Genomic DNA, 20751 nt, shown 5'->3' with positions numbered 1-20751 from the left:
CTGCTTTTATTAATTTTTTTGATGGTAAAGATTTGGCTTATTTTATGCTATACTCACCAAGTTAATTAAAAAAAGACAATATGAAAAAGAAATTATTCGCCTTACTAGCTTTTGGATTATTCGCAATAGCTATTAATGCTCAGGAAACTGTAAAACAGGATGCCAAAAATGTAGGCAATGCCATTCAGAGAGGAGTAAAGGCAACAGGAAAAGGAGTGAAAAATGGTGCAGAATGGGTTGGAGATAAAACTCGGAAAGGGGCAAAAGCTACAAAAACGGGTGTTAAAAACGGTACAAAATGGGTAGGTCAAACTGCTACCAAAGGTGCAACAAGTGTTAAGAATGTTGCTGTAAAAGAAGCAGGTGCAGTTTCAGATGGTTATAAAGATGTAAAAGCAGATTTTAAAAAATAATTTTTCTGAAAAATAAAACAAGAAACGACTTTTATTATAAGAGTCGTTTTTTTATTAATATGATTTAGATTGAAAATGCCATTCAGTTTAATTTTATAGCTAATCATCCAAGAACCATTTGCTATAAATGATAAAAATGAGACAATAAAGTGCTTTGAGCAACATCTTTACAATAAAAAAGTCTAGTATTTTATTGGCATTAAACAGAATTGTATTGATTATTCAGGTTAAATAAAGCCACATTCAAACTATAGAAAGTGGTTTTTATTTATCTTTTTTAGAATTATAAACCTAATCATTATAATGTACACGTAGAAAGCTCTGTTAGCAATAATCTACATTGTTGTTTCATTCTTTATTTGGGGAATTGCATAAAAGAAATAGTAACAGATGCGGAATATGGATCAGAAGAGAATTATCACTTTCTTAAAAGAAAAAATCAAAGCTTATATCAAGTATAATTATTTTGATAAAGACCAGAAATTCCAGACAATAATATCTTCACAATCTAATCCAAAACTTTCAAAGCTTCGGCACAAAGTACATAAGCTTCTCAATGCAAAGTTTGGTATAAAGCTTAGAAAACAGAGATGCCATGATGTAGAGCCTGTTTTTGCTTAAATCAAGTATAACAAAGGATTTAAAAGATTCTTTCTCAGAGGTCAAATTAAGGTCGAAATAGAAACTGGTTTGATTGCTATTGCACATAATTTAAGAAAACTGGCTTTGGCAGGATTAAAAACTGCTTTTCAATAATAAACTGCTGGAAAACTAAAAAAATAAATTATTTTTAGAATTGAAAAACTCGATGTTTTGATCATAAAAAATGTGCTCTTTTGAGAGGATCTCTTCGTTTTTTAATAATTATCCTAATATATTTTTCAAAAAAGACCAAGAAATAGAAAATTTTTTGATTTTATTATTTTTATTAAGACTAATTATGGTTATATATTTTTTCCTATATTTGTGATTTATAATAATGTTAAGAACACTTGATAGTGTGCAATTAAAATAATATAGAAAAGTATTTAATAATAAACTAAAATTATGTAAACATGAAAAGAATTTTGAATTTGGGAATTCTTCTGGTAATATTTTTATCATTGGATTCCTGTAGTAATGAAAATATTTACCAAGATGAAAGTTTTACCCTTCTTGAGCAAAAAATGAAGACTGAGAGAATTGGTAATTTAGATGATAAAATGACTAAGAAAGAAAGAAATGAATTGTATAAAACTCTATTTGCAAATCCTGAAAAATTTGGTTTTAATGCAATAAAGAATGACTCTCGCTTTGAATATTTTAATAGAAGAGGTTATATTGTATATTTAAGAAAGCTACAGAATCAAAAAGAAGAAAATATTGTTTTTTCTAGACAAGGTACTGTACAGAAGAAGACAGACGGTGGTTATTATGTATATTCTTTAGATTGTATTTGTAGTGGTATGGCTACCATGGCAGATAGTACTGGGAAAACTGCGGATGATGATTGTGGAGATATTCCTGGTGCAGGTATCGTTAATCTTGATGAAATGAGCGGAGGTACTTGGCAGGGTTATGGAATATGGGGCGCAGGAAGGGATACTGGACAGTGGTTTGCTATAGAAGCAGGATATTTTTCTGAAGCAACTCCTGTTATTGAAGAAATTGCAGAATGGCTGCCGGAGAGCTGGATTTTGTTAGATTATTAATTTTATTAAAGAAGTAAATATAGAATCGGTTATTAAATAATATACATTTCTAAGAGGTCACTTTTTAATTAATATTAATATTAATATTAATATTTTACATCCTTGAAAGAAAGTCATTAGTAAGTTTATTAAACAATTAATTACTATGAATTTATTGGTCGACTTTTATTATAAGGACATTTTTAGCATAAAAATTATATTTAACAAAATTAATAAATTCATGAAAAAGACAATTACTTGCTTATTAAAAAGTATTTTTATCACAGGGGTTTTTATTATGAACAACTCATGTACTTCTGATGATGTTGAAAATCCAATAACAGTCAACAAGTTCCAGCAAAAGAAAAATATTGAGCTAAAAGCTGTTCAGAAAGATGGAAAATTTTTAGTTAGCGAAACTTCAGGTAGAAATATTGAATTTAAAGAGAAATTTTCACTTTCTAAAGGCTATATTTCTAATGTAAATGGAGTATTAACTTATACAAGTTTAAAAGATAAAGATAAATCTGCTAAAAAGAGTGGAAGTTATTGGATTAACAGTGAGATTTACATTGGTGATGGCAGTGCAATTGATGCATGTAACGGTGGTTATGCCACTGATTTTGAATTGGATCAGGATGAAATTGGATTGTACATGGTTGATAATACTAACATTATACGTTTTACATTGGTAAACTTTCCCTATCTTGATGGTGGTACAGCTAGATATTTGGATTGTTGGATAGAAAATGACCCTGTAGGTACTGTTTATAAACTGTAAAAGTGTTAAAATTAATATAAAGATAAAAGAGTTCTGTGAATACAGGACTCTTTTTTAAATTAGTTACTAATTTCTTAAAGGTGAAAAGAATTCAATTATCAGCCTTATCAGAGTACGAAAGAGAATGTCTTTGCCACGAAGATCGCTCAGCAGGACTTTGCCTATGATGCAACGCCTAAAATTGGTCTTAATTTTAATGCAAGTTATATCTTTGACCAAAATAAAATCAGGTATGAGCTGTTCGGAAGTTTTTCTCAGACATGGCTGATGAACAGTACTTATAAAAATCAGGCAGACTATAATGGCAGAGCTAATCATGTTGCCCTGGTAGGATTGAATGTTTATTATTAAAAATAATGAAAGACAGATATATTGCTTTTCTGGCACTGGCCGGAATAATATCTTTACTAAGTTATACCTCTCATAACAACCCTACGGGATATACCGTGGAGGAACTTCGTACATTGTACAGCAGCGGAGATCAGAGCAAATGGCCGGCTCCTCATTTATTTGATGAAGCTAAAGAAGGTTTTCAGGATATAGGGCCCTTGGCTAAAATGAATTTTCCTGAAGATAATCCCTATTCCGAAGACAAAATGGAATTGGGAAAAATGTTATTCTTTGATCCAAGACTTTCCAAAAGCGGACAAATTTCCTGCGCTAACTGCCACAACCCTGAAATAGGATGGTCAGACGGAAGCAGAGTTTCTTTTGGTCATGACAGGCAGACGGGAACCAGAAATGCACCTACACTGGTGAACATTGGATATGCCAAAACTTTCTTCTGGGACGGCCGTTCAGCTACTTTGGAAGAGCAGGTGAAAGCGCCTATCGAAAATCCGGTAGAGATGAATCTCCATATGTCTATGGCAACGAAAAACATCAAAAAAATTAAAGATTATAAACCTTTCTTTGTAAAAGCTTTTGGGAATGGAGAAGTGACGGAAGAGAAAATTGCAAAAGCTGTTGCAACTTTTGAACGCTCTCTGATCAGTCCGCCATCAAAGTTTGATAAATTCGTTTCCGGGAAAAAAGATGCTTTAACGGATTCTGAAATCAACGGACTTCATTTATTCCGGACAAAAGCCAATTGTATCAATTGTCATAATACTCCTTATTTCTCTGATCAGAAATTCCATAATCTTGGACTGACGTATTACGGAAGAAAATACGAAGATCTGGGAAGGTATATTGTTACTAAGAAAAATGAAGATGTAGGAAAATTCAAAACCCCTACACTGAGAGAGGTTTCTGAGAATAAACCTTATATGCACAACGGGCTTTTCCCTGAATTGGCCAACATTGTGATGATGTACAATGCAGGAATGGGCAGAGAAACACCAAAAGCAGATCAGATCAATGATCCTAAATTTCCACACAAATCAGGAATGGTAGAAAAACTGAATCTCACAGACGACGAAGTTTTTGATATCGTAGCATTTTTGAAAACCCTGAACAGTTACAAATACAAAATGCGTCCCCCAGAATTACCTAAATCATAATCGTTATAGCAAAACTCTTCCAGTCGGGAGAGTTTTGCTATATAAAAAATTAATCATTTCATTTTTGTCAGATTCCACAGTCATTTATTGGTTGTAATAAGTGTAAATATTTTGTCATAATTATCTATTAGTGCTGGAATAAATCTTTAAGTATTTATATTTTATGAAAATTAATTTATGAATTATGAGAAGTGGTTTTAATTCGTATATTTGATTTTTATTTAGAATAAATAAAAATATAGTTTTAAAAATAATTAATGATTACAATTTTATCCATCTAATCCACATTTTCACTAAAAAAACTATGGAACAACAAAACAAAAGAATCCTCACTCTGGATTTAATAAAAGGTATAAGCGTTATCGGAATGATCATTATCCATACCTTATTGGTGTATGCCAATGTAAAATCACAATATGAAACAGCCATCGGCAGTTTTATTGTTTTTCTCGGAAGAGGAACTTCCATTTTCCTGATCTGTATGGGAATTACTTTCATGACCTCCAGTCATCAAAGTCTTAAAAGTGCCCTAAAGCGAGGCATTTTATTGGTATTTGCAGGACTATTTATGAACTTCATGAAGTTTATGATCCCTGTGATTTTTAATTTTGCTCCCGATAATTTTATGCAAAAATACGGCTGGCATGCTCCAATAGAACAGCAGTATGTATATTTGGTACAGCTGGGAGATATTTTACAGCTGGCTGGGATGTCTTTACTGTTCGTTGGGTTTATCAGAGAATATGTGAAAAATAAATATGTCATGTTGGCTATAGGTTTATTCGTTGCACTGATATCCAGAGAAGTGAGCGGACTCAATCTGGATTATCCTGTGATCAATTATATTCTGGATCTTCTTTTCAATACAGATTATCCGGCCTATGTCTATTTCCCTGTTTTCCCATGGATGGCTTTTATTATTATCGGAATGTTTTTCGGGAAATGGTTTCAGGAACTGAATTACGATACCAAACAGATATTTAGAAAGATGCTGTATGTGGGACTTTTGTTCATTGCAATAGGGGCACCATTGGTTTTTCTGTATGGTGACTATAATTATAACGGTTTTTACCATATGGGGCCTGGTGGTGTTATTTATTTTGCGGGCTGGACGTTGTTCTTTTTATGGCTGATTAATACTATTACGGCCAACGTGAAAGAAAATGGCTTTATGCGTGTTCTTAAATACTGCAGTAAAAATTTGACCTCAATGTACATGATCCAATGGATTCTGATCTCATGGGGAAAAGGAATTTTCGGATACAGACAGCATGAAATTGGCTATGTATCAGTACTCATTGTACTGTATATTATTCTCACTTTTTCAGTACAAACTCTGATGGATCTTATAAGAAAGAAAAAAACTTTAATTGATTTCAGACCAATATCACCAAACAAAACAGCTTTAAAATAACTCCAATTCTATTTTTTTTAAATTATGATGAACCACAGTAAAAACTTACTGTGGTTTTTGTTTTTTCTTATTTATTTCTTCTATCTGTTTTTTTACTGACTCTACATCTTCTTCCGTAAGTTTACCATAGCCCTCTTCTTTAATTTGTGCTAATTGGGTTTTTACTATTTCATCTTGTTTGTCTTCATTTTTTAATAACTGATCCCTTAGCGAGATATAGAATGGTGCAGAATATACTTCATCTTTCAAAAACTCTGCAATATTTTTATTTTTTCCAACACACCCTAGAGTATATTTCATGATTAAAGGGTTGTTGGAATAGAATGTATAAATATCTAAAAATCTTTTATCGTTTCGTTTAAACAATTCTTTTCCGGAATATATTTTTAGTGCATTGCTGCCATTCATCGCAAAATAATAGAGTTCTTCATTATTTGCAGCTTGGGCAACTTTCTTAAATTGATTATAAATTTTGCTCTCATCTCCTCCAGCTCCGATATGAGATGATTCAGCATAAGAAATATTCTCTAAAGGTTTTGCCAGCTTTTTTACGGCATCAGAAACCTGAGCATTATATCCTATAAAACTGAGAACAAGAAGGAAAACGTAAAAATATTTATATCTCATTATTTACAAAATATTTAAAGTTAAATAAGAGCCTGTTTAAATTTTATTGAGTAATAATTTTATAGCGGATAATTTGGTCATATTTTCGGAAGACTCATGCAGTAGTTCATAGTTCCTACAAAGCCTTCTGTCATTATCAAACCAAGCAAAAGTTCTTTCTATTACCCATCGTTTACTTACGGGTTTAAACTCTTTTTTAGCTTGTTTTTCTTTATCCCGACTTACCACTTTTACCAGGTATGAATAAAGGCTATGAGCTTTATCTAGAAAATCTCCTCTATAGCCTGCATCAGCAAGAATACACTTGAAATTCATCAGCTCTTCCCTGAGTAATCTAAGCAAAAGCAATCCAGCCTTACTATCATGAATATTGGCTACACAAACCATCACTGCGATTAAAAATCCATTCTTATCTACTAGCACATGGCGTTTTATTCCTTTTATTTTCTTATTTCCATCTACGCCATGAAGACCTCTATTATTGCCCCAGCGTACACTTTGGCTATCCATTATTCCTAAGGAGGCTTCTGCTCGCTGACCCTTTTTTATACGAACTTTCATTCGTAGCTTTTCTAGAATTAAGTCAAAATATCCCAACTCCGTCCAACGGATATAATAGTAATAAACCAATTGCCATTTGGGGAAATCTTTAGGAAGCATACGCCACTGGCAACCTGTTTTTATCAAATACATTAAGGAGTTCCAAATCAAAAGAAGAGGATATTTTCTCTTTCTCTCTTTTAGGTTCATCGTTTTCTTTATATATTGCCACTGGTTTTCAGTTAAATCGGTTGGGTATTTCATTTTTTTTTTTCAAATATCCAACCTCTGAAAGCCTCTTAACAAAATTTTCTACGAAAATTTAAACAGGCTCTAAAATAATTGAACGATTAAATACCTAAATTCGTGTAGATTTAAAATAAAAATTCAGAATGAAATACTCTAAAATTATTGTCATTGTTTCCCTTTTGTTGTTTCAGTTGGGAGCAGCACAGGAAAAAGCAGATGTTGTATTAAATAAAGCTTTCACAGAAGCTAAAGCAGGTAAGAAAAATGTTTTACTGGTATTTCATGCTTCATGGTGCAAATGGTGTAAGATGATGGAAAAAAATATGGACCTTGCTGAAGCTAAGCCCATTTTCGATAAAAGATTTGTCACAGCATATGTAGACGTTCAGGAGAGAGGGGATAAAAAAAGCCTTGAAAACCCTGGCGGACAGGAGCTGATGAATAAATATAAAGGTGGAAATGCAGGGCTTCCGTTCTGGGTGATTCTAAATCTAAAAGGAGAAGTATTGGCAGATTCTTTTGATGCCAAAGGAGAAAACCTGGGATCACCAGCTACTCCGGAAGAAGTTACTACTTTCATTGCCAAGCTGGGAAAAGCCTCAAAGCTAAGTAATGAAGAAGCACAGACCATCGAGAAGATATTTGTTAAGAAATAAGATGAAAAATAAAAAATCCCTCCAATAAACGTATTGGGGGGATTTTTTGTATTATATAATCTGTTGATTAAAGCTTTTTATAGTAGTATTCAATATTAGTCCATAAAACCTGATCTCCTGATTTTACCATTTGAGAAGGATTGGAAAAAATATTTCCAAAAACATTTTCATATTGGGTAGTTCCAAAATGTGCACTTTTAGTAATCAGCAGCCCTTCTTCATCATTTCTGGGAACTCTTTTTATATATCTGTACGTTCTTTTTAACGTAAATGATGAGGTACCTTTATTGAAATCACCAATGTAAGACGGTTTATTTGTATTATTTTCTTTGATGAGTACGGAGTCATTGACGATGGTGAAACTATAAGTGAAATCTGTAGATGAATTTTCGGAAATCAGCCTGATGGTTTTGTTGGTAAGATCAAGGCTTATTTTTTCCCAAGCAGGTTGCTGGTACTGGTTCCAGTAGTCATTGAGATAGGATTCATCCGGTGTAGATTTTTCTCCATTGGATCCCTTATACAAAACTGTATTTTTTACAGCGTAGCTTTTAAATTCAAATTGATACATTTCTTTATCAATCGGTCTCGGGTCATCATGGGTATTGTCATTGTTTTCACAGGAGATGAGTGACAATGCCGCCATCAGGGCATAAAAGGGATATTTCATGGGTACATTTTTGCAAAAATAGTGGTTTCAAAGGTATTGGTGAAATAAAATAGGGTGGAAGTTGTTTTTCATAGAGTGAAAAATGAAAAAAATAAAGGCGAAAGGACAATTTGTTTTGCCATTCCGCCTTTTTACTTTAATTTATTTCCCAAAATAGATCTGATCCTGCTTCTGCTGCTCATTATAAATGATCTGGAAGCTTACCGGCATATATTGGTAAAGGAGTTTCCAATGTTGGATTTTTGCGTGCTTTTTGAAGCTTTCGAAAGATCTTACAAACATGTTTTCAATCATGTCTCTTACATAAGAATTCCCATTTCTGTAAAGCCAGTCCATCAGCTTAATATGATGGGCTATAATACTGATTTTAGATTCCTGTAACAGGTTCTTTAAATAATTTACGGTTGCCTGCATGATTCCTGCAAAATTGTCCTGAACAGACAACTGTATGATTTCATTGCGAAGTGGCGGATAGAAAAATTTTAAGTACTCAACAGCTAATTTTTGATTAATAGTTTGCATTTGTTCTTTCATCATAATTAATAATTTTTCAAACACTTTTTAATGCAGCGAAATGTATACCAAAATTTATAAACAGGCTGCAAAAATAAATACACCTAAGATCACTGCAATGTGAGTGAGTAATATCTCTGCATTGTGTCTGCTAGTCGTGGTTTTCCACGTTTTCCAATCGGAAATTCTTCTTATTTTATTTTTCATAATCTATTGATTGTGAGTTATTTTAATTTTTGTTTAATTTAAACACTTTGTAATGAAACGGCTCAATAATGTAATAAAACCGTTATATACCGTGGCTGTAAATTTGTTTTGAATACACCTTCTGTAGATTCGAAGAAATGTGACTGAAAATCGCTTTTCTGTATTCCTCACTGCAGAAAGCGGTACAATTGTCCAGAGAATAGATAAAAGTAGTCTCAATAGCATTCTTTAATACCGTATCACCGTCAGTGTAAATTTTGTCCATTTTATGTAAACTTCGGAACAGCAGGTTTCTGTCATTCTGGCGGATCATATTTTTAATACGCTCTGTAAAAGTCCGGATGATGCTGTATGAGTTTTGAATTTTAATTTCTTTTACTTCCTTTTCAAAGTCAGGAACCACGTCTGTGATTTCCTTTACGGCTTGCAGATAATTCATAGTATTATATTTTAGATGTGATTGTTTTCCAGCAATTTGATGATGGCACCAAAAATGAAAATGGTTAAAAAAGCGAAAAAGAGCATATGATAAGGTTTCAGCCACTTTGGAGTCTCTGGCCCTTTGCTTTTTAACCTTCTGAGTTTGTCTATTCTGTTTAATGTTTTTAAGTCCATTTTCTATGTTTTCAAATTATGATGCCAATGGTATTCCGTTGGAAATTAAATTTATTTAAAATATTGATATACAGTATTTTGTTGAATTATTGTAGTGTTTTTAAAACAAAAAAACATGTCAAAATGATAAGATTTTTATCAATTTGAAAATAAAAGATAAAAGCCTCTGCTATCTGTCATCACCAGTGAACGACTGAGAATTCCTCTCCTTCAAAGACCAAATTATTTGGTCTTTGTCATTCTGACGAAGGAAGAATCTTATTGAAATTCAATTCTATGAGATTCTTCACTACATTTCATTTCATTCAGAATGACAGAGGATAGTCAAAAGAGAGTAGTATAAAATGCCATTTTTTAAGTTTCGCAGAAAGAATAAGAATGAATATCTTTGCAGTCCAAATATTCAGAAAAATGTTTTCAAAAATAATAGTACACAGAGTCGGAAATAAGATCAACGGGGATTCCCTGACGATTTCCCAGGAAGAATTGAAGCTGGAAGAAGGAATGGCAGAAATGCTTGAAGACTACTTTCTAGGTTCCTTTAAATCAGAAGAAACATTCCATTTTTATAGTGATACGTATCTGGTGAATAATCCAGTTTACAGTGCTGTATCCGAAATTTTCGATGATAAAGCTAAGTTTATCTGGGAATCTGAGAATATTGCAAAACACCTTTTCGAAGCTGCAGAAAACCCAAGAGTTCAGAGTGGAGAACTTTTCATCGTACTTTTTGAAGACGAAAGTGACCGTCCTGACAGAGTGGATAAAATCGGGATCTTTAAAACAGAGAAAAGAGAATCTTTCCTGAAAATCAATCCTTCCGAAGAAACATTTGATATTGAAAAAGATCAGGGAATTGGTTTATCTAAAATTGATAAAGCGGCTTTGATCTACAACAACAATAAAGAAACAGGATATGTACTTTCCGTAGTTGATAACAACAAAAACGGAGATATGTACTACTGGTTCGAAGATTTCCTGAAAGTAAAACAGCGTGATGATGAATATTTCCACACGCAGGAGGCTTTGATGGTCTATAAAGACTATATCACAAAACAGCTTCCTCAGGAATTTGAAGTTTCCAAAGCTGACCAGGCAGATTTCCTGAATAAGTCTATCAATTTCTTCAAAGAAAAAGAAGAATTTAAGCTGGATGAATTTGCCAGTGAAGTATTGGGTGACGAACATGTGATTGAAAGTTTTGTCAACTTCAAAACTGATTACGAACAGGACATGCAGGTAAATATTGCTGAAGAATTCCCGATTAGTGAAGCAGCAGTAAAAAAGACTCAGAGACACTTTAAAAGCATCATTAAACTGGATAAAAACTTCCACATCTACATCCACGGAGACCGACAGAAAATAGAAATGGGTGAAGATGATAAAGGAAAATACTACAGACTTTATTTCGAAAAAGAAGTGTAAAAAGAGGTCTCCCGTTCCATAATAATATCATAACTTTATACTGATTACAAAATAGCAGCTATGAAATTTATGATCATTTTCTGGGGAGCTTTTTTCTTTTTTTTCTGCGCTCCTTTTCCTATTTTCATTTATATGATGGGGGAGGAACTCGCAACAGAACCGAGAAATTCATTAGCCGTGAGCTATGGGTATCTCGGTTTTTCTTTGCTCATATGGATGTATGTGATTGCCTTCTTTATTAATATTCTTTTCATCAAAACTTTTAAGGAGAAAAGTACCATCCAGTCTATACTGAGGAACGGAATTCCGAGAGAAGGAAAAATCGTTGATTATAAACTGCTGAAATATATTCCGAAAACCAATATGAATGTCATTCAGATCGTTCTTTCATTTCCTAATCTTAGAAATACATTAATTGAACATCAAATGATGTTTCACGATTCCAAACCGCAGGAAAAAAGATTTGCTGTGGGAAATAAGGTGAAAGTATTGCTGAATCCCAAAGTATCACAGGAACCTTATTTTATTTTAAGTGATCAGAAGGTTGGTTTTAATTCCTTTGGAATCATTTTAAGAATTGCATTCATTGTATTCTTAATTGCTTATGTGATTGGATTATATTATTATTTCTACATGCGGGAATCCTTCGATTTTGGCTGGAGGTTTCTGACCTTCATGCACCCGGTTATTTTCAGTGGAGTGATGACCCTGATTTATATATTGGTTTTTCAATTGCTGATCAGTAAGCTTTTTAAAAATAAGAAAGAAGAACGGATTCTCTTTTCAGGAAGAAGTGCGGAAGCTAATATCATCAGTGTAAGCCAGACTGGCCTTATGGTAAATGATCAGCCTCAGATTATGTTTCAGGTAAGCTTCAAAGATTTCAGAGGAACTGAGCATATTACCGTTTATAAGAAAGTTGTCGGCCTTTTGAATCTTTCTTCCATACCGAAGCAGGGAAAGGTTGAGATTATGTATGACGAAAATAATCCAAAGAAAATTATTATTCCAAAAGGAATTTAAATCAGAAAAATGAAAATGAAAAAGGTGGAAAATGCTAAATTATTTTTGCCTTTCACTATCTTTGTCTCCTTAGCTAAATCATATGAAAACAATACTTGTCGATTTAACAAAACCGATTCAGTACAATGTAGGAGACCCATGGTTCATGCGGGTAAAAATCAAACATAAAGCCCATAGGAAATCGCATTGGTTGATTAGGCTGGCATTGAGACTTCCGTCAAGACTTTTTCCTAAAAACTGGATAGGCTGGGCAGATGACACCATTAAAAATATGGGGCTTCATGCCACCACTCATATAGATGCACCATGGCATTATGGTCCTATAGTAGAGGGAAAACCTGCCAAAACAATAGATCAGATTCCATTGGAGTGGTGCTATGGAGACGGAATTGTGATCGACTGTACCCATAAAGAAGATTTTGTGGCCATCACCGTAGATGATCTTAAAAAAGATCTTGATAAAAACGGAATTACCATACAGGAAGGAAATATTGTACTGATCAGAACCGATCGTGATAAGATGATGGGAACATCAGATTTTGTAGAAAAAGGAACGGGAATGAGCAAAGAAGCTACAGAATGGCTGATTGATCAGGGCGTGAAAGTAATGGGAATTGACCAATGGGGCTGGGATCTTCCTCTGAAATATATGGCTCAGAAAGCCAAAGAACTTAATGATCCCGAATTCTTTTGGGAAGGTCACCGTGTAGGTATCGAAAAAGAATATTTGCACATCGAACAGCTAACCAATCTGAGAGCGCTGCCCCCATCAGGATTTAAAATCTGTGTATTTCCGCTTAAAATTGTGGGTGGTTCTGCTGCTCCGGTGAGAGTGGTAGCGATGATGGATGCATAGGAATGTGAATTTTTGACCTCCAAGAAATAAAAATGGCGAATTTGATTATTTTCAAATTCGCCATTCTGTTTATTACTATTGTTTCTCAGGCTAATTTTTCTTTCTGAAAAACAAAGCTCTGTTATATTCAAAATTCATTCTGGCGATATTCAGCACAGAAATTCCCTGAGGACATTCCACTTCACAGGCTTCCGTATTGGAGCAGTGCCCGAATAATTCCGTATCCATTTGGGCAATCATATCCAGCACTCTTTTGCTTCGTTCTTCTTTTCCTTGGGGAAGAAGTGCCATGTGGGTAATCTTTGCAGACGTAAATAAGGCTGCACTTCCGTTTTTACAGGTGGCAACACAGGCTCCACATCCGATACATGCGGCAGAATCAAAAGCTTCTTCAGCTGTTTGATGGGTTACCGGAATGGCTGTAGCATCAGGAGCCTGCCCTGTATTGACAGACACAAAACCTCCTGAAGATATAATTCTGTCAAAAGCAGAGCGGTCTACTTTCAAATCTTTTTTCACCGGAAAAGCTTCGGAACGGAAAGGTTCTATCAGAATCGTTTCACCATCTTTAAAAGACCTTAAATGAAGCTGGCAGGTAGTCGTATTTTTCAATGGACCATGGGCAATACCGTTAATCATCATCCCACATTGTCCGCAGATCCCTTCACGGCAGTCATGATCAAATTCTACAGGCTCATCGCCCTCAATAATTAGTTTTTCATTCAGCGTATCCAGCATTTCTAAGAAAGACATATGGGAATTCAATCCTTTCAGGTCATAACCAACGAGTTTCCCCTCACTTTTTCTATCTTTCTGTCTCCATATCTTAAGATGTAAATCCATAATTTTCTGTTTTTTTATTTGTAACTTCTTACCGTTGGCTGAATCTCTTCAAAGGTTAAAGGTTCCTTAATTAATTCAGGTTCAGTATTTTCACCTGCCCAAGCCCATGCAGAGATAAATTGGTATTCCGCATCATTTCTCATGGCTTCTCCGTCCGGAGTCTGGAATTCCTCTCTGAAATGGGCTCCGCAGGACTCGTTACGAGTTAAGGCATCATAGCACATCAGTTCACCTATTTCAAAATAATCGGCTACACGGCCTGCTTTTTCCAGTTCGGTATTCATCTTATCTCCCTGTCCGGAAACTCTTACGTCTTTGTAGAATTCCTGTTTCAGTTTTCGGATTTCCTGAATGGCATATTTCAATCCTTCTTCATTTCTGGCCAGTCCGCAATAATCATACAGGAGTTTTCCTAATGTTTTGTGGAAATAATCAACGGTTTTGGTTCCTTTGATATTGACGAAGTCATTAATTTGATCTTTAACCGCTTTTTCTGCCTGTTCAAATTCAGGAGTATCCGGTGAAATTTTTCCGGTATGGATTTCATCCGCCAGATAATTGGCAATCGTATAGGGAGCAATGAAATATCCGTCTACAGAAGCCTGTAAAAGTGAGTTGGCTCCTAATCTGTTCGCTCCGTGATCGGCAAAATTAGCTTCACCTAAAGCAAACAATCCCGGAACGGTAGTCATCAGTTCATAATCTACCCAAAGTCCGCCCATGGAGAAGTGTGCGGAAGGGGAGATCATCATGGGTTCTTTGTACGCATCGTATCCTGTAATTTTAAGATACATGTCAAATAAATTCCCATATTTTTCCTGAATCTTACCTTTTCCCTGCTCTTGAATTGCTTTTGAAAAATCAAGATAAACCGCATTTTTCAACGGTCCGATTCCGAATCCTGCATCAATTCTTTCCTTGGCTGCACGGGAAGAAATATCCCTCGGAGCAAGGTTCCCGAAAGCAGGATACCTTCTTTCCAGATAATAATCCCTTTCATTTTCTGGAATATCATTGGGTGGTCTGTTTTCACCTTCTTTCAACGGAACCCAGATTCGTCCGTCATTACGTAATGATTCAGACATTAAAGTCAGCTTAGACTGATAATCTCCGGATTGCGGAAGAGAAGTAGGGTGCACCTGAATCCAGCTTGGGGACGCCATCAACGCTCCTTTTTTGTGAGCTCTCCAGATTGCAGAGCCATTACATCCCATGGCAAGAGTAGACAGATAATAGATCTTTCCGTATCCTCCCGTTGCCAATATTACAGCGTGTGCTGCATGTCTTTCAATATCTCCTGTGTCTAAATTCCTTACGATGATTCCCCTAGCTTTTCCATCAACAGTAACTAAATCCAGCATTTCATGTCTCGAAAACAATTGTACAGAGCCTTTTCCAACCTGTCTCATCAATGCCTGATAAGCGCCCAGAAGAAGCTGCTGTCCCGTTTGTCCTCTGGCATAGAATGTACGGCTTACCTGAACTCCTCCGAAGGATCTGTTGTTCAGATATCCTCCATATTCACGGCCAAAAGGTACACCTTGTGCTACTGCCTGATCGATGAGGTTCAGAGAACATTCTGCCATTCGGTATACATTGGCTTCACGGGCTCTGAAATCTCCTCCTTTCAAGGTATCTACAAACATTCTGTAGACACTATCGCCATCGTTTTTATAGTTTTTTGCAGCATTCACACCTCCCTGTGCTGCCACAGAGTGGGCTCTTCTCGGGCTGTCCTGGAAACAGAATGATTTCACATTATATCCCATTTCTCCCAGAGAAGCTGCAATAGAACTTCCCGCTAATCCTGTGCCTACAACAATTACATCCAGCTTTTTACGGTTGGCAGGGTTAACGAGTCTTGCTTTCTTTTTATAATTTTCCCATTTATGTTCTAATGGGCCCTGTGGTATTTTTGAATCTAAAATCATGATCGTTCTGTTTATTGATAAGTAAAAAATACATAGATGGGCATCAATGCAAAACCTACACAGATAATGATTGAATAAGCAATCCCAACAGTCTTAAACCATTTTACAAACTTAGGATGGTAAAGTCCCAAGGTTCTTACAGCACTGTGTATCCCATGAATAAGATGATAACACAGAGCGATCATTGATAACACATAAATGATAACATACCACCATTCTTTAAAGACATTCACGACCAGAATGTAGAGATCTTTATTTCCGTTTTCATCCAAAGGGGGATTTCCGAATTTGTAGATATACCAGAAGTTCTGGAAATGGATCACCAGGAAAATAAGAATTAATGTTCCGAGAATTCCCATATTTCTGGAAGCCCATTTGCTGGCTCTTCCACGTCTGTCGGTCTTATAATCTCCTCCGGATTTTTTGTTTTTTAAAGTAATAATCAATCCGTCTACAGCATGCAGAATAATACTGGCATACAAAACGTAAGAAACTATTTTAATAATGATATTTCCTGATAAAAAATGCGAATACGCGTTAAATTGCAGGTGCGCCTGCTCTTGTGGTAGGAAAAGCTGAAGGTTTCCAAGGAAATGAATCAACAGGAAGAATCCCAAAAAGAGTCCTGTAAGGCACATCAGCATTTTTCTTGACAGTGTTGATAACATATTTTTGATTTATTGATTAATAATATCCTAAGACTTTCATCCACAATCCTCCTACAACCATATAAATGATCAACAGAACGATTCCTATTTCAAGACCTCTTACCCACCAGGCTTTCAGGTCTACATATCCACTTCCGAAGAATACAGGAGCCGGACCGTGCCCATAATGAGTAAGTACTCCATAAATTGAACCCATGAAACCAAGCATCATCGCCAATAACATAGGTGGAATTCCCAAAGAAACACCTACACCAAGCAATGCAGCATACATGGCTGCTACGTGAGCGGTGGCACTTGCGAAAATATAATGACTGAAGAAGTAAACCAGAATGATAACAGGGAAAGCTACCTGCCAGCTCAAACCTCCAATTTGCACCTTAATAAGGTCACTGAACCAGCCAATGAATCCCAATTCATTTAAAGAACTTGCCATCATCACCAGTACAGCGAACCAAACGATGGTATCCCATGCTCCTTTTTCACTTTTTACATCTTCCCAGGTTAATACTGAAGTTAACAGCAATAAGGTTAACCCAATGAAGGCTGTAGTCGTTGCATCAATAGAAAGCGCTCCACCGAATATCCAAAGAGCTAATAGAATGAAGAATGCCAATAGCATCAGCCATTCGTTTCTGGAGATAGGTCCCATTTCTTTTAATTTCTGAGCGGCCATTTTCGGAGCATCCCCTGTTTTTTTCAATTCAGGCGGATATAATTTGTACAGAACTAAAGGAACCACAAAGAAGGCTACTGCACCAGGAATGAAACCTGCCGCAGCCCATGACATCCAGGTAATATCAATACCAAGGTTGGCTGCAAATTTCTGACACATCGGGTTACTGGCAGTTCCGGTAAGGAACATGGAAGAAGCGATGAGATTCATGTAGTAGCTGTTCAACGTTAAGAATGAGCCTAATTTTCTATGGGTTTCCGGTTTTTCAGGAACGGAATCAAAACTTATGGCCATAGATTTCATGATCGGGTAGATAATCCCACCTCCTCTTGCAGTATTACTTGGAATAGCAGGTGCCAGACAAACATCGGCAAGTCCTAATCCGTAAGCCAATCCTAATGAACTTTTACCAAAAACTCTGATGAATAAAAAGGCAATACGGTTTCCTAATCCTGTTTTGATAAATCCTCTGGCAATAAAGAATGAAATCCCGATCAGCCAGATTACTTTGTCTCCAAAACCAGAAAGTGCTTTGGTAATAGATTTTCCTGCATCCCCAGGAGCAACTACCTGCGTAAGGGCAGTAAAACCAATGGCCATCATACACATGGTTCCCATTGGAGCAGCTTTTAGAATGATTCCTAAAATGGTGGCTGCAAAGATGGCAAACAGATGCCAGGCATTCTCTGCAACACCTTCCGGAGCCGGAATGAGCCATATGATTAACGCAACAACAAATGTGATCGCTATGTTTTTGATATTAATTTCTTTCATGATACTAACTGTTTAATCGTTAAAACCTACTCTGTACCTGTACAATGAATAGATTGTTATTGTATTGTGATGTATTTTCAACCTGATATTTGTAGCGGTCAAACTGTACACCCAGCTGAATTCTCGCACCATAGTTTTTCAGGAACTCCAAGCCGAACATTGGGGTAATCGTTTGTCTTGGGTTGGAAGCCATTCTGAAATTGGCATCAAGATATTCGTAACGGCAGGATAATTCGAAGGCACTCAGGTTTTTATGATTGATCTCGTATCTTAAATTCGGAAGGAAATAAGCACCGCGAATCAGGTATTGATCGGGATTATCAGGTCTTAATTCAGGGGCAATAGAATTGTAGAGAACGTGGTTGGTTGCCTGTTTAGCTTCCAGCTGCATGTCAAGACTCCATTTCGGATTAAATTCGATCAGTGAACTCAAATCTACTCCCAAAGCGTATACTTTTTTGCTGAAAACCTCTCCTGTACCTCCATTCAGACCTATATTAAAGTGATATTTTTTTGATAATCCAAAAACAAGACGGGTAGAATATTGTTTTCCGTTATCGTTGTCATTGATTTGATTCTTTCCGTTCCCATTAACTATAGAAACTGCATATTGAAAAGGTATTTCTCCCAACTGAAGCTGTCCTGTTGCAGACATCCCGATCTGGAAGCTTGTCCAGCCCAGTTTTCCGAATTCTGTGTATTGATTGGACCAGTCTAAAGATTTAATAATGTCAATTGGATAAGTCTCTTCAATACCAAACCAAGGTCTGAATTGTCCTACGGTAATCGCTAATTTAGGATTGAAGGTGTACTTCAGATAAGCATTTTCAAGAACTCTGCTTTTGGGATCATTTTTAAAATCAGCGAGGTTGGCCAAAACAACCACTTCAGTTCGTTTACTGATCTGTGCCCGAACCTGAACCCTCATGTATTTGAGCATGAAATTATTATCAGTTCCGGAACCATCGGCATGATGAAGTCCGTTTACATCAACATCTTTACTCATCCCTACCAGATAACGCGCCTGAAAGAGGCCTTTGATCTGCAGCTGCGGATATTTTACATTTTCTTCTTCCTGTGGAGGAGGTGTGGTCTTCAGAGAATCCTGATTTTGTGCATAAGCTGATAACCCGCAGGCCAGCATGCACAGGATCAGGCTTTTCTTTTTAATCGAAAAAAAGGCCATATCTATTTTGTTTTTTTATTGTGGAACTTTATTTTGCCATAAAGTTTTTACCTGATGACAGTGGTTTGATATCATCATTTGACATACTTAAATCCTTTCCTCTGCCAGAGCAGATTATTTACTTCAGGTAAGCATCTTTGTGGTGAAATATCTATTTTAATCCTAAGAATGTGAACGGTGCAGATTCTTTGAAATTGGCATTGGCTTTCCCGTTGTAAGTATTATTATTGCTCAGATCCAGTTTCATTACTTTTCCCTTGGCACTTAAGTCGAAATCTTTAAGATCTACCCAGAAAGTATTTGGAGTGAAAACCGTCTCAAAATAATACACCAGATTTTTCTGGTCGGAAACAGAACGCCATCTTGTAGAAGAAATATTAGGTTCCGTTGCAGAAGTGATTCCGTAAGGTACTGAACAGTTTCTGATCACACTGAAAACACTTGCTACTGCGGTACGGGTGTCTGCCGTCTGTGGAATGGCATTGATGTAATAAGAAGCTCTTACAAAACGGTCTGCAGCGCGGTTGGTTCCCGGAAGCATAACAGTCCCCGGAATTCCTTTCCAGTAATTGTTAAGAGCAAGCTGTTCTTCAAAAATAGGAGAGTTGGTCATTACAGTGTAAGAAGGATCATGATGGATAACCAGTTTACCGTTGATGTATTCGAAAACAGCGTTGTCACCTGAAGCGTCAGAAAGAGAAAGATGTACGGTTGTAAATCTCTCTGTCCCCGGAATATAATCACTTACAATCACGAAGGGTTCTTTTTGTGAATACTCTACAGCTTCTTTTACAGTGGCAAAATTATCAAGATAATATTGTGCCCATAATGAAATGGCAATTCCCTTTTTACTTCCTTTTCCGTCAAATTTTGGATATTGTGATTCTCCTAGCCAAAGCAGGTTGGCAACCAATCCTTTTTCGTTCATGCCGTCGGCTGAAGCAATATCCCAGGAAGAGCTTATGAGACTTCCGTATTTGGCTGTCCATTTTACAGATTTGGCACCTACCAGTCCGTTGCGCTCTATTCCTTTAGGTAAAACCCATAAATTAGCAGGGATTTCGTCTCGCCAGTCCATGGAACGGGCTGTGATAACGGTATTTTGAGGTCCTTTGTAAACCACCCTTGTACAGGCTTCTGACGGATTCCATAATCCTACGGAAAGGATCATAGAAAATAAAATTAATGGGAACTTTTTCATAATAGTATTATTTGAATTTAAATTTTGTATTGAATTTATTGTGAATAATTCAAAGAATTTTGATCATATTCATTATTTGGTGATATAAATTTAGCAAAATTTGTTTAAATAAAACAATTATTAAGATTAATAATGTGTAATCCATGTTATGAATCATGGTTAAAGATAGAATAACTCCATTATTGGAAATTTTTTTGTATATTTAGAGATATAGCATTAAAAAGGGAGAAAAATAAAGAATAGTTTAATGTATTTTTGATGCCCTTTTTGTAGGATTCCTCCATGAATGCTTGGTAGAGTGGACTTTGAAATTA

Annotated in this window: 23 protein-coding genes; 11 read left to right on the top strand and 12 right to left on the bottom strand. The window is 35.8% G+C overall.

What is annotated here, in order from left to right; genetic code table 11:
- The first annotated feature begins 80 nt into the window (after positions 1-80).
- The 7 genes from CLU97_RS15200 (at position 81) to CLU97_RS15175 (ending at position 5780) form a co-directional block, all read left to right on the top strand.
- Positions 81-413: a hypothetical protein gene (locus CLU97_RS15200; protein WP_121488687.1), complete on the top strand. Its 333-nt coding sequence runs from the start codon at positions 81-83 to the stop codon at positions 411-413.
- Positions 414-812: 399 nt separating this feature from the next.
- Positions 813-1034, top strand: coding sequence for a hypothetical protein (locus tag CLU97_RS24070; RefSeq protein WP_228437729.1), 222 nt, complete (start codon positions 813-815; stop codon positions 1032-1034).
- The gene (locus CLU97_RS24395) at positions 1035-1169 is read left to right on the top strand and encodes a transposase (RefSeq protein ID WP_410493427.1); all 135 of its coding nucleotides are present in this window, start codon (positions 1035-1037) and stop codon (positions 1167-1169) included.
- Between the two features lie 299 nt (positions 1170-1468).
- Positions 1469-2104: a hypothetical protein gene (locus CLU97_RS15190; protein ID WP_121488686.1), complete on the top strand. Its 636-nt coding sequence runs from the start codon at positions 1469-1471 to the stop codon at positions 2102-2104.
- A 220-nt stretch (positions 2105-2324) separates the two neighbouring features.
- Positions 2325-2864 carry a hypothetical protein gene (locus CLU97_RS15185; protein ID WP_147436492.1) on the top strand — a complete coding sequence of 180 codons (540 nt, stop codon included), beginning with the start codon at positions 2325-2327 and terminating at the stop codon, positions 2862-2864.
- A gap of 356 nt (positions 2865-3220) precedes the next feature.
- The gene (locus CLU97_RS15180) at positions 3221-4366 is read left to right on the top strand and encodes a cytochrome-c peroxidase (RefSeq protein ID WP_121488684.1); all 1146 of its coding nucleotides are present in this window, start codon (positions 3221-3223) and stop codon (positions 4364-4366) included.
- 304 nt (positions 4367-4670) lie between these two features.
- On the top strand, positions 4671-5780 hold the full coding sequence (locus CLU97_RS15175; RefSeq protein ID WP_121488683.1) for a heparan-alpha-glucosaminide N-acetyltransferase domain-containing protein: 1110 nt from the start codon (positions 4671-4673) through the stop codon (positions 5778-5780).
- 45 nt (positions 5781-5825) lie between these two features.
- Here the strand turns inward: CLU97_RS15175 and CLU97_RS15170 are convergent, their stop codons facing one another.
- Both CLU97_RS15170 and CLU97_RS15165 read right to left on the bottom strand, forming a co-directional pair.
- The gene (locus CLU97_RS15170; protein WP_121488682.1) at positions 5826-6407 is read right to left on the bottom strand and encodes a hypothetical protein; all 582 of its coding nucleotides are present in this window, start codon (positions 6405-6407) and stop codon (positions 5826-5828) included.
- A 36-nt stretch (positions 6408-6443) separates the two neighbouring features.
- Positions 6444-7211 (bottom strand): IS5 family transposase, encoded by a 768-nt coding sequence (locus tag CLU97_RS15165; protein ID WP_121486240.1) that lies wholly within the window; start codon positions 7209-7211, stop codon positions 6444-6446.
- Positions 7212-7339: 128 nt separating this feature from the next.
- Here CLU97_RS15165 and CLU97_RS15160 point away from each other — a divergent pair, with 128 nt between their 5' ends.
- Positions 7340-7852, top strand: coding sequence for a thioredoxin family protein (locus CLU97_RS15160; RefSeq protein ID WP_121488681.1), 513 nt, complete (start codon positions 7340-7342; stop codon positions 7850-7852).
- Positions 7853-7919: 67 nt separating this feature from the next.
- Here the strand turns inward: CLU97_RS15160 and CLU97_RS15155 are convergent, their stop codons facing one another.
- From CLU97_RS15155 to CLU97_RS23735, 4 genes are all read right to left on the bottom strand, one after another.
- On the bottom strand, positions 7920-8522 hold the full coding sequence (locus CLU97_RS15155; RefSeq protein WP_121488680.1) for a hypothetical protein: 603 nt from the start codon (positions 8520-8522) through the stop codon (positions 7920-7922).
- Positions 8523-8663: 141 nt separating this feature from the next.
- Positions 8664-9059, bottom strand: coding sequence for a hypothetical protein (locus CLU97_RS15150; protein WP_105700954.1), 396 nt, complete (start codon positions 9057-9059; stop codon positions 8664-8666).
- Between the two features lie 265 nt (positions 9060-9324).
- Entirely contained in the window at positions 9325-9681 is a 357-nt protein-coding gene (locus CLU97_RS15145; RefSeq protein WP_121488679.1) for a hypothetical protein, read from the bottom strand.
- 11 nt (positions 9682-9692) lie between these two features.
- Entirely contained in the window at positions 9693-9857 is a 165-nt protein-coding gene (locus CLU97_RS23735; protein WP_183084583.1) for a hypothetical protein, read from the bottom strand.
- Positions 9858-10268: 411 nt separating this feature from the next.
- Between CLU97_RS23735 and CLU97_RS15140 the strand changes: the two genes are divergently transcribed.
- From CLU97_RS15140 to CLU97_RS15130, 3 genes are all read left to right on the top strand, one after another.
- Entirely contained in the window at positions 10269-11282 is a 1014-nt protein-coding gene (locus CLU97_RS15140) for a nucleoid-associated protein (RefSeq protein WP_121488678.1), read from the top strand.
- Between the two features lie 60 nt (positions 11283-11342).
- The gene (locus CLU97_RS15135) at positions 11343-12305 is read left to right on the top strand and encodes a hypothetical protein (RefSeq protein WP_121488677.1); all 963 of its coding nucleotides are present in this window, start codon (positions 11343-11345) and stop codon (positions 12303-12305) included.
- A gap of 82 nt (positions 12306-12387) precedes the next feature.
- Positions 12388-13161, top strand: coding sequence for a cyclase family protein (locus CLU97_RS15130; protein ID WP_121488676.1), 774 nt, complete (start codon positions 12388-12390; stop codon positions 13159-13161).
- Positions 13162-13251: 90 nt separating this feature from the next.
- Here CLU97_RS15130 and CLU97_RS15125 read toward each other — a convergent pair whose 3' ends face one another.
- From CLU97_RS15125 to CLU97_RS15100, 6 genes are all read right to left on the bottom strand, one after another.
- Entirely contained in the window at positions 13252-14004 is a 753-nt protein-coding gene (locus CLU97_RS15125; protein WP_121488675.1) for a succinate dehydrogenase/fumarate reductase iron-sulfur subunit, read from the bottom strand.
- A 14-nt stretch (positions 14005-14018) separates the two neighbouring features.
- The gene (locus tag CLU97_RS15120) at positions 14019-15935 is read right to left on the bottom strand and encodes a fumarate reductase/succinate dehydrogenase flavoprotein subunit (protein ID WP_121488674.1); all 1917 of its coding nucleotides are present in this window, start codon (positions 15933-15935) and stop codon (positions 14019-14021) included.
- An 11-nt stretch (positions 15936-15946) separates the two neighbouring features.
- Positions 15947-16603, bottom strand: coding sequence for a succinate dehydrogenase cytochrome b subunit (locus CLU97_RS15115; protein WP_121488673.1), 657 nt, complete (start codon positions 16601-16603; stop codon positions 15947-15949).
- A gap of 16 nt (positions 16604-16619) precedes the next feature.
- Complete coding sequence (locus CLU97_RS15110; RefSeq protein WP_121488672.1) at positions 16620-18050, bottom strand: anion permease; 1431 nt, start codon at positions 18048-18050, stop codon at positions 16620-16622.
- Between the two features lie 19 nt (positions 18051-18069).
- The gene (locus CLU97_RS15105; protein WP_121488671.1) at positions 18070-19236 is read right to left on the bottom strand and encodes a porin; all 1167 of its coding nucleotides are present in this window, start codon (positions 19234-19236) and stop codon (positions 18070-18072) included.
- Positions 19237-19387: 151 nt separating this feature from the next.
- Positions 19388-20437: a linear amide C-N hydrolase gene (locus CLU97_RS15100; RefSeq protein ID WP_121488670.1), complete on the bottom strand. Its 1050-nt coding sequence runs from the start codon at positions 20435-20437 to the stop codon at positions 19388-19390.
- Positions 20438-20751: the final 314 nt, after the last annotated feature.

The organism is Chryseobacterium sp. 7, assembly GCF_003663845.1.
GTDB lineage: Bacteria > Bacteroidota > Bacteroidia > Flavobacteriales > Weeksellaceae > Chryseobacterium.
This window is presented reverse-complemented; position numbering and strand designations above follow the sequence as displayed.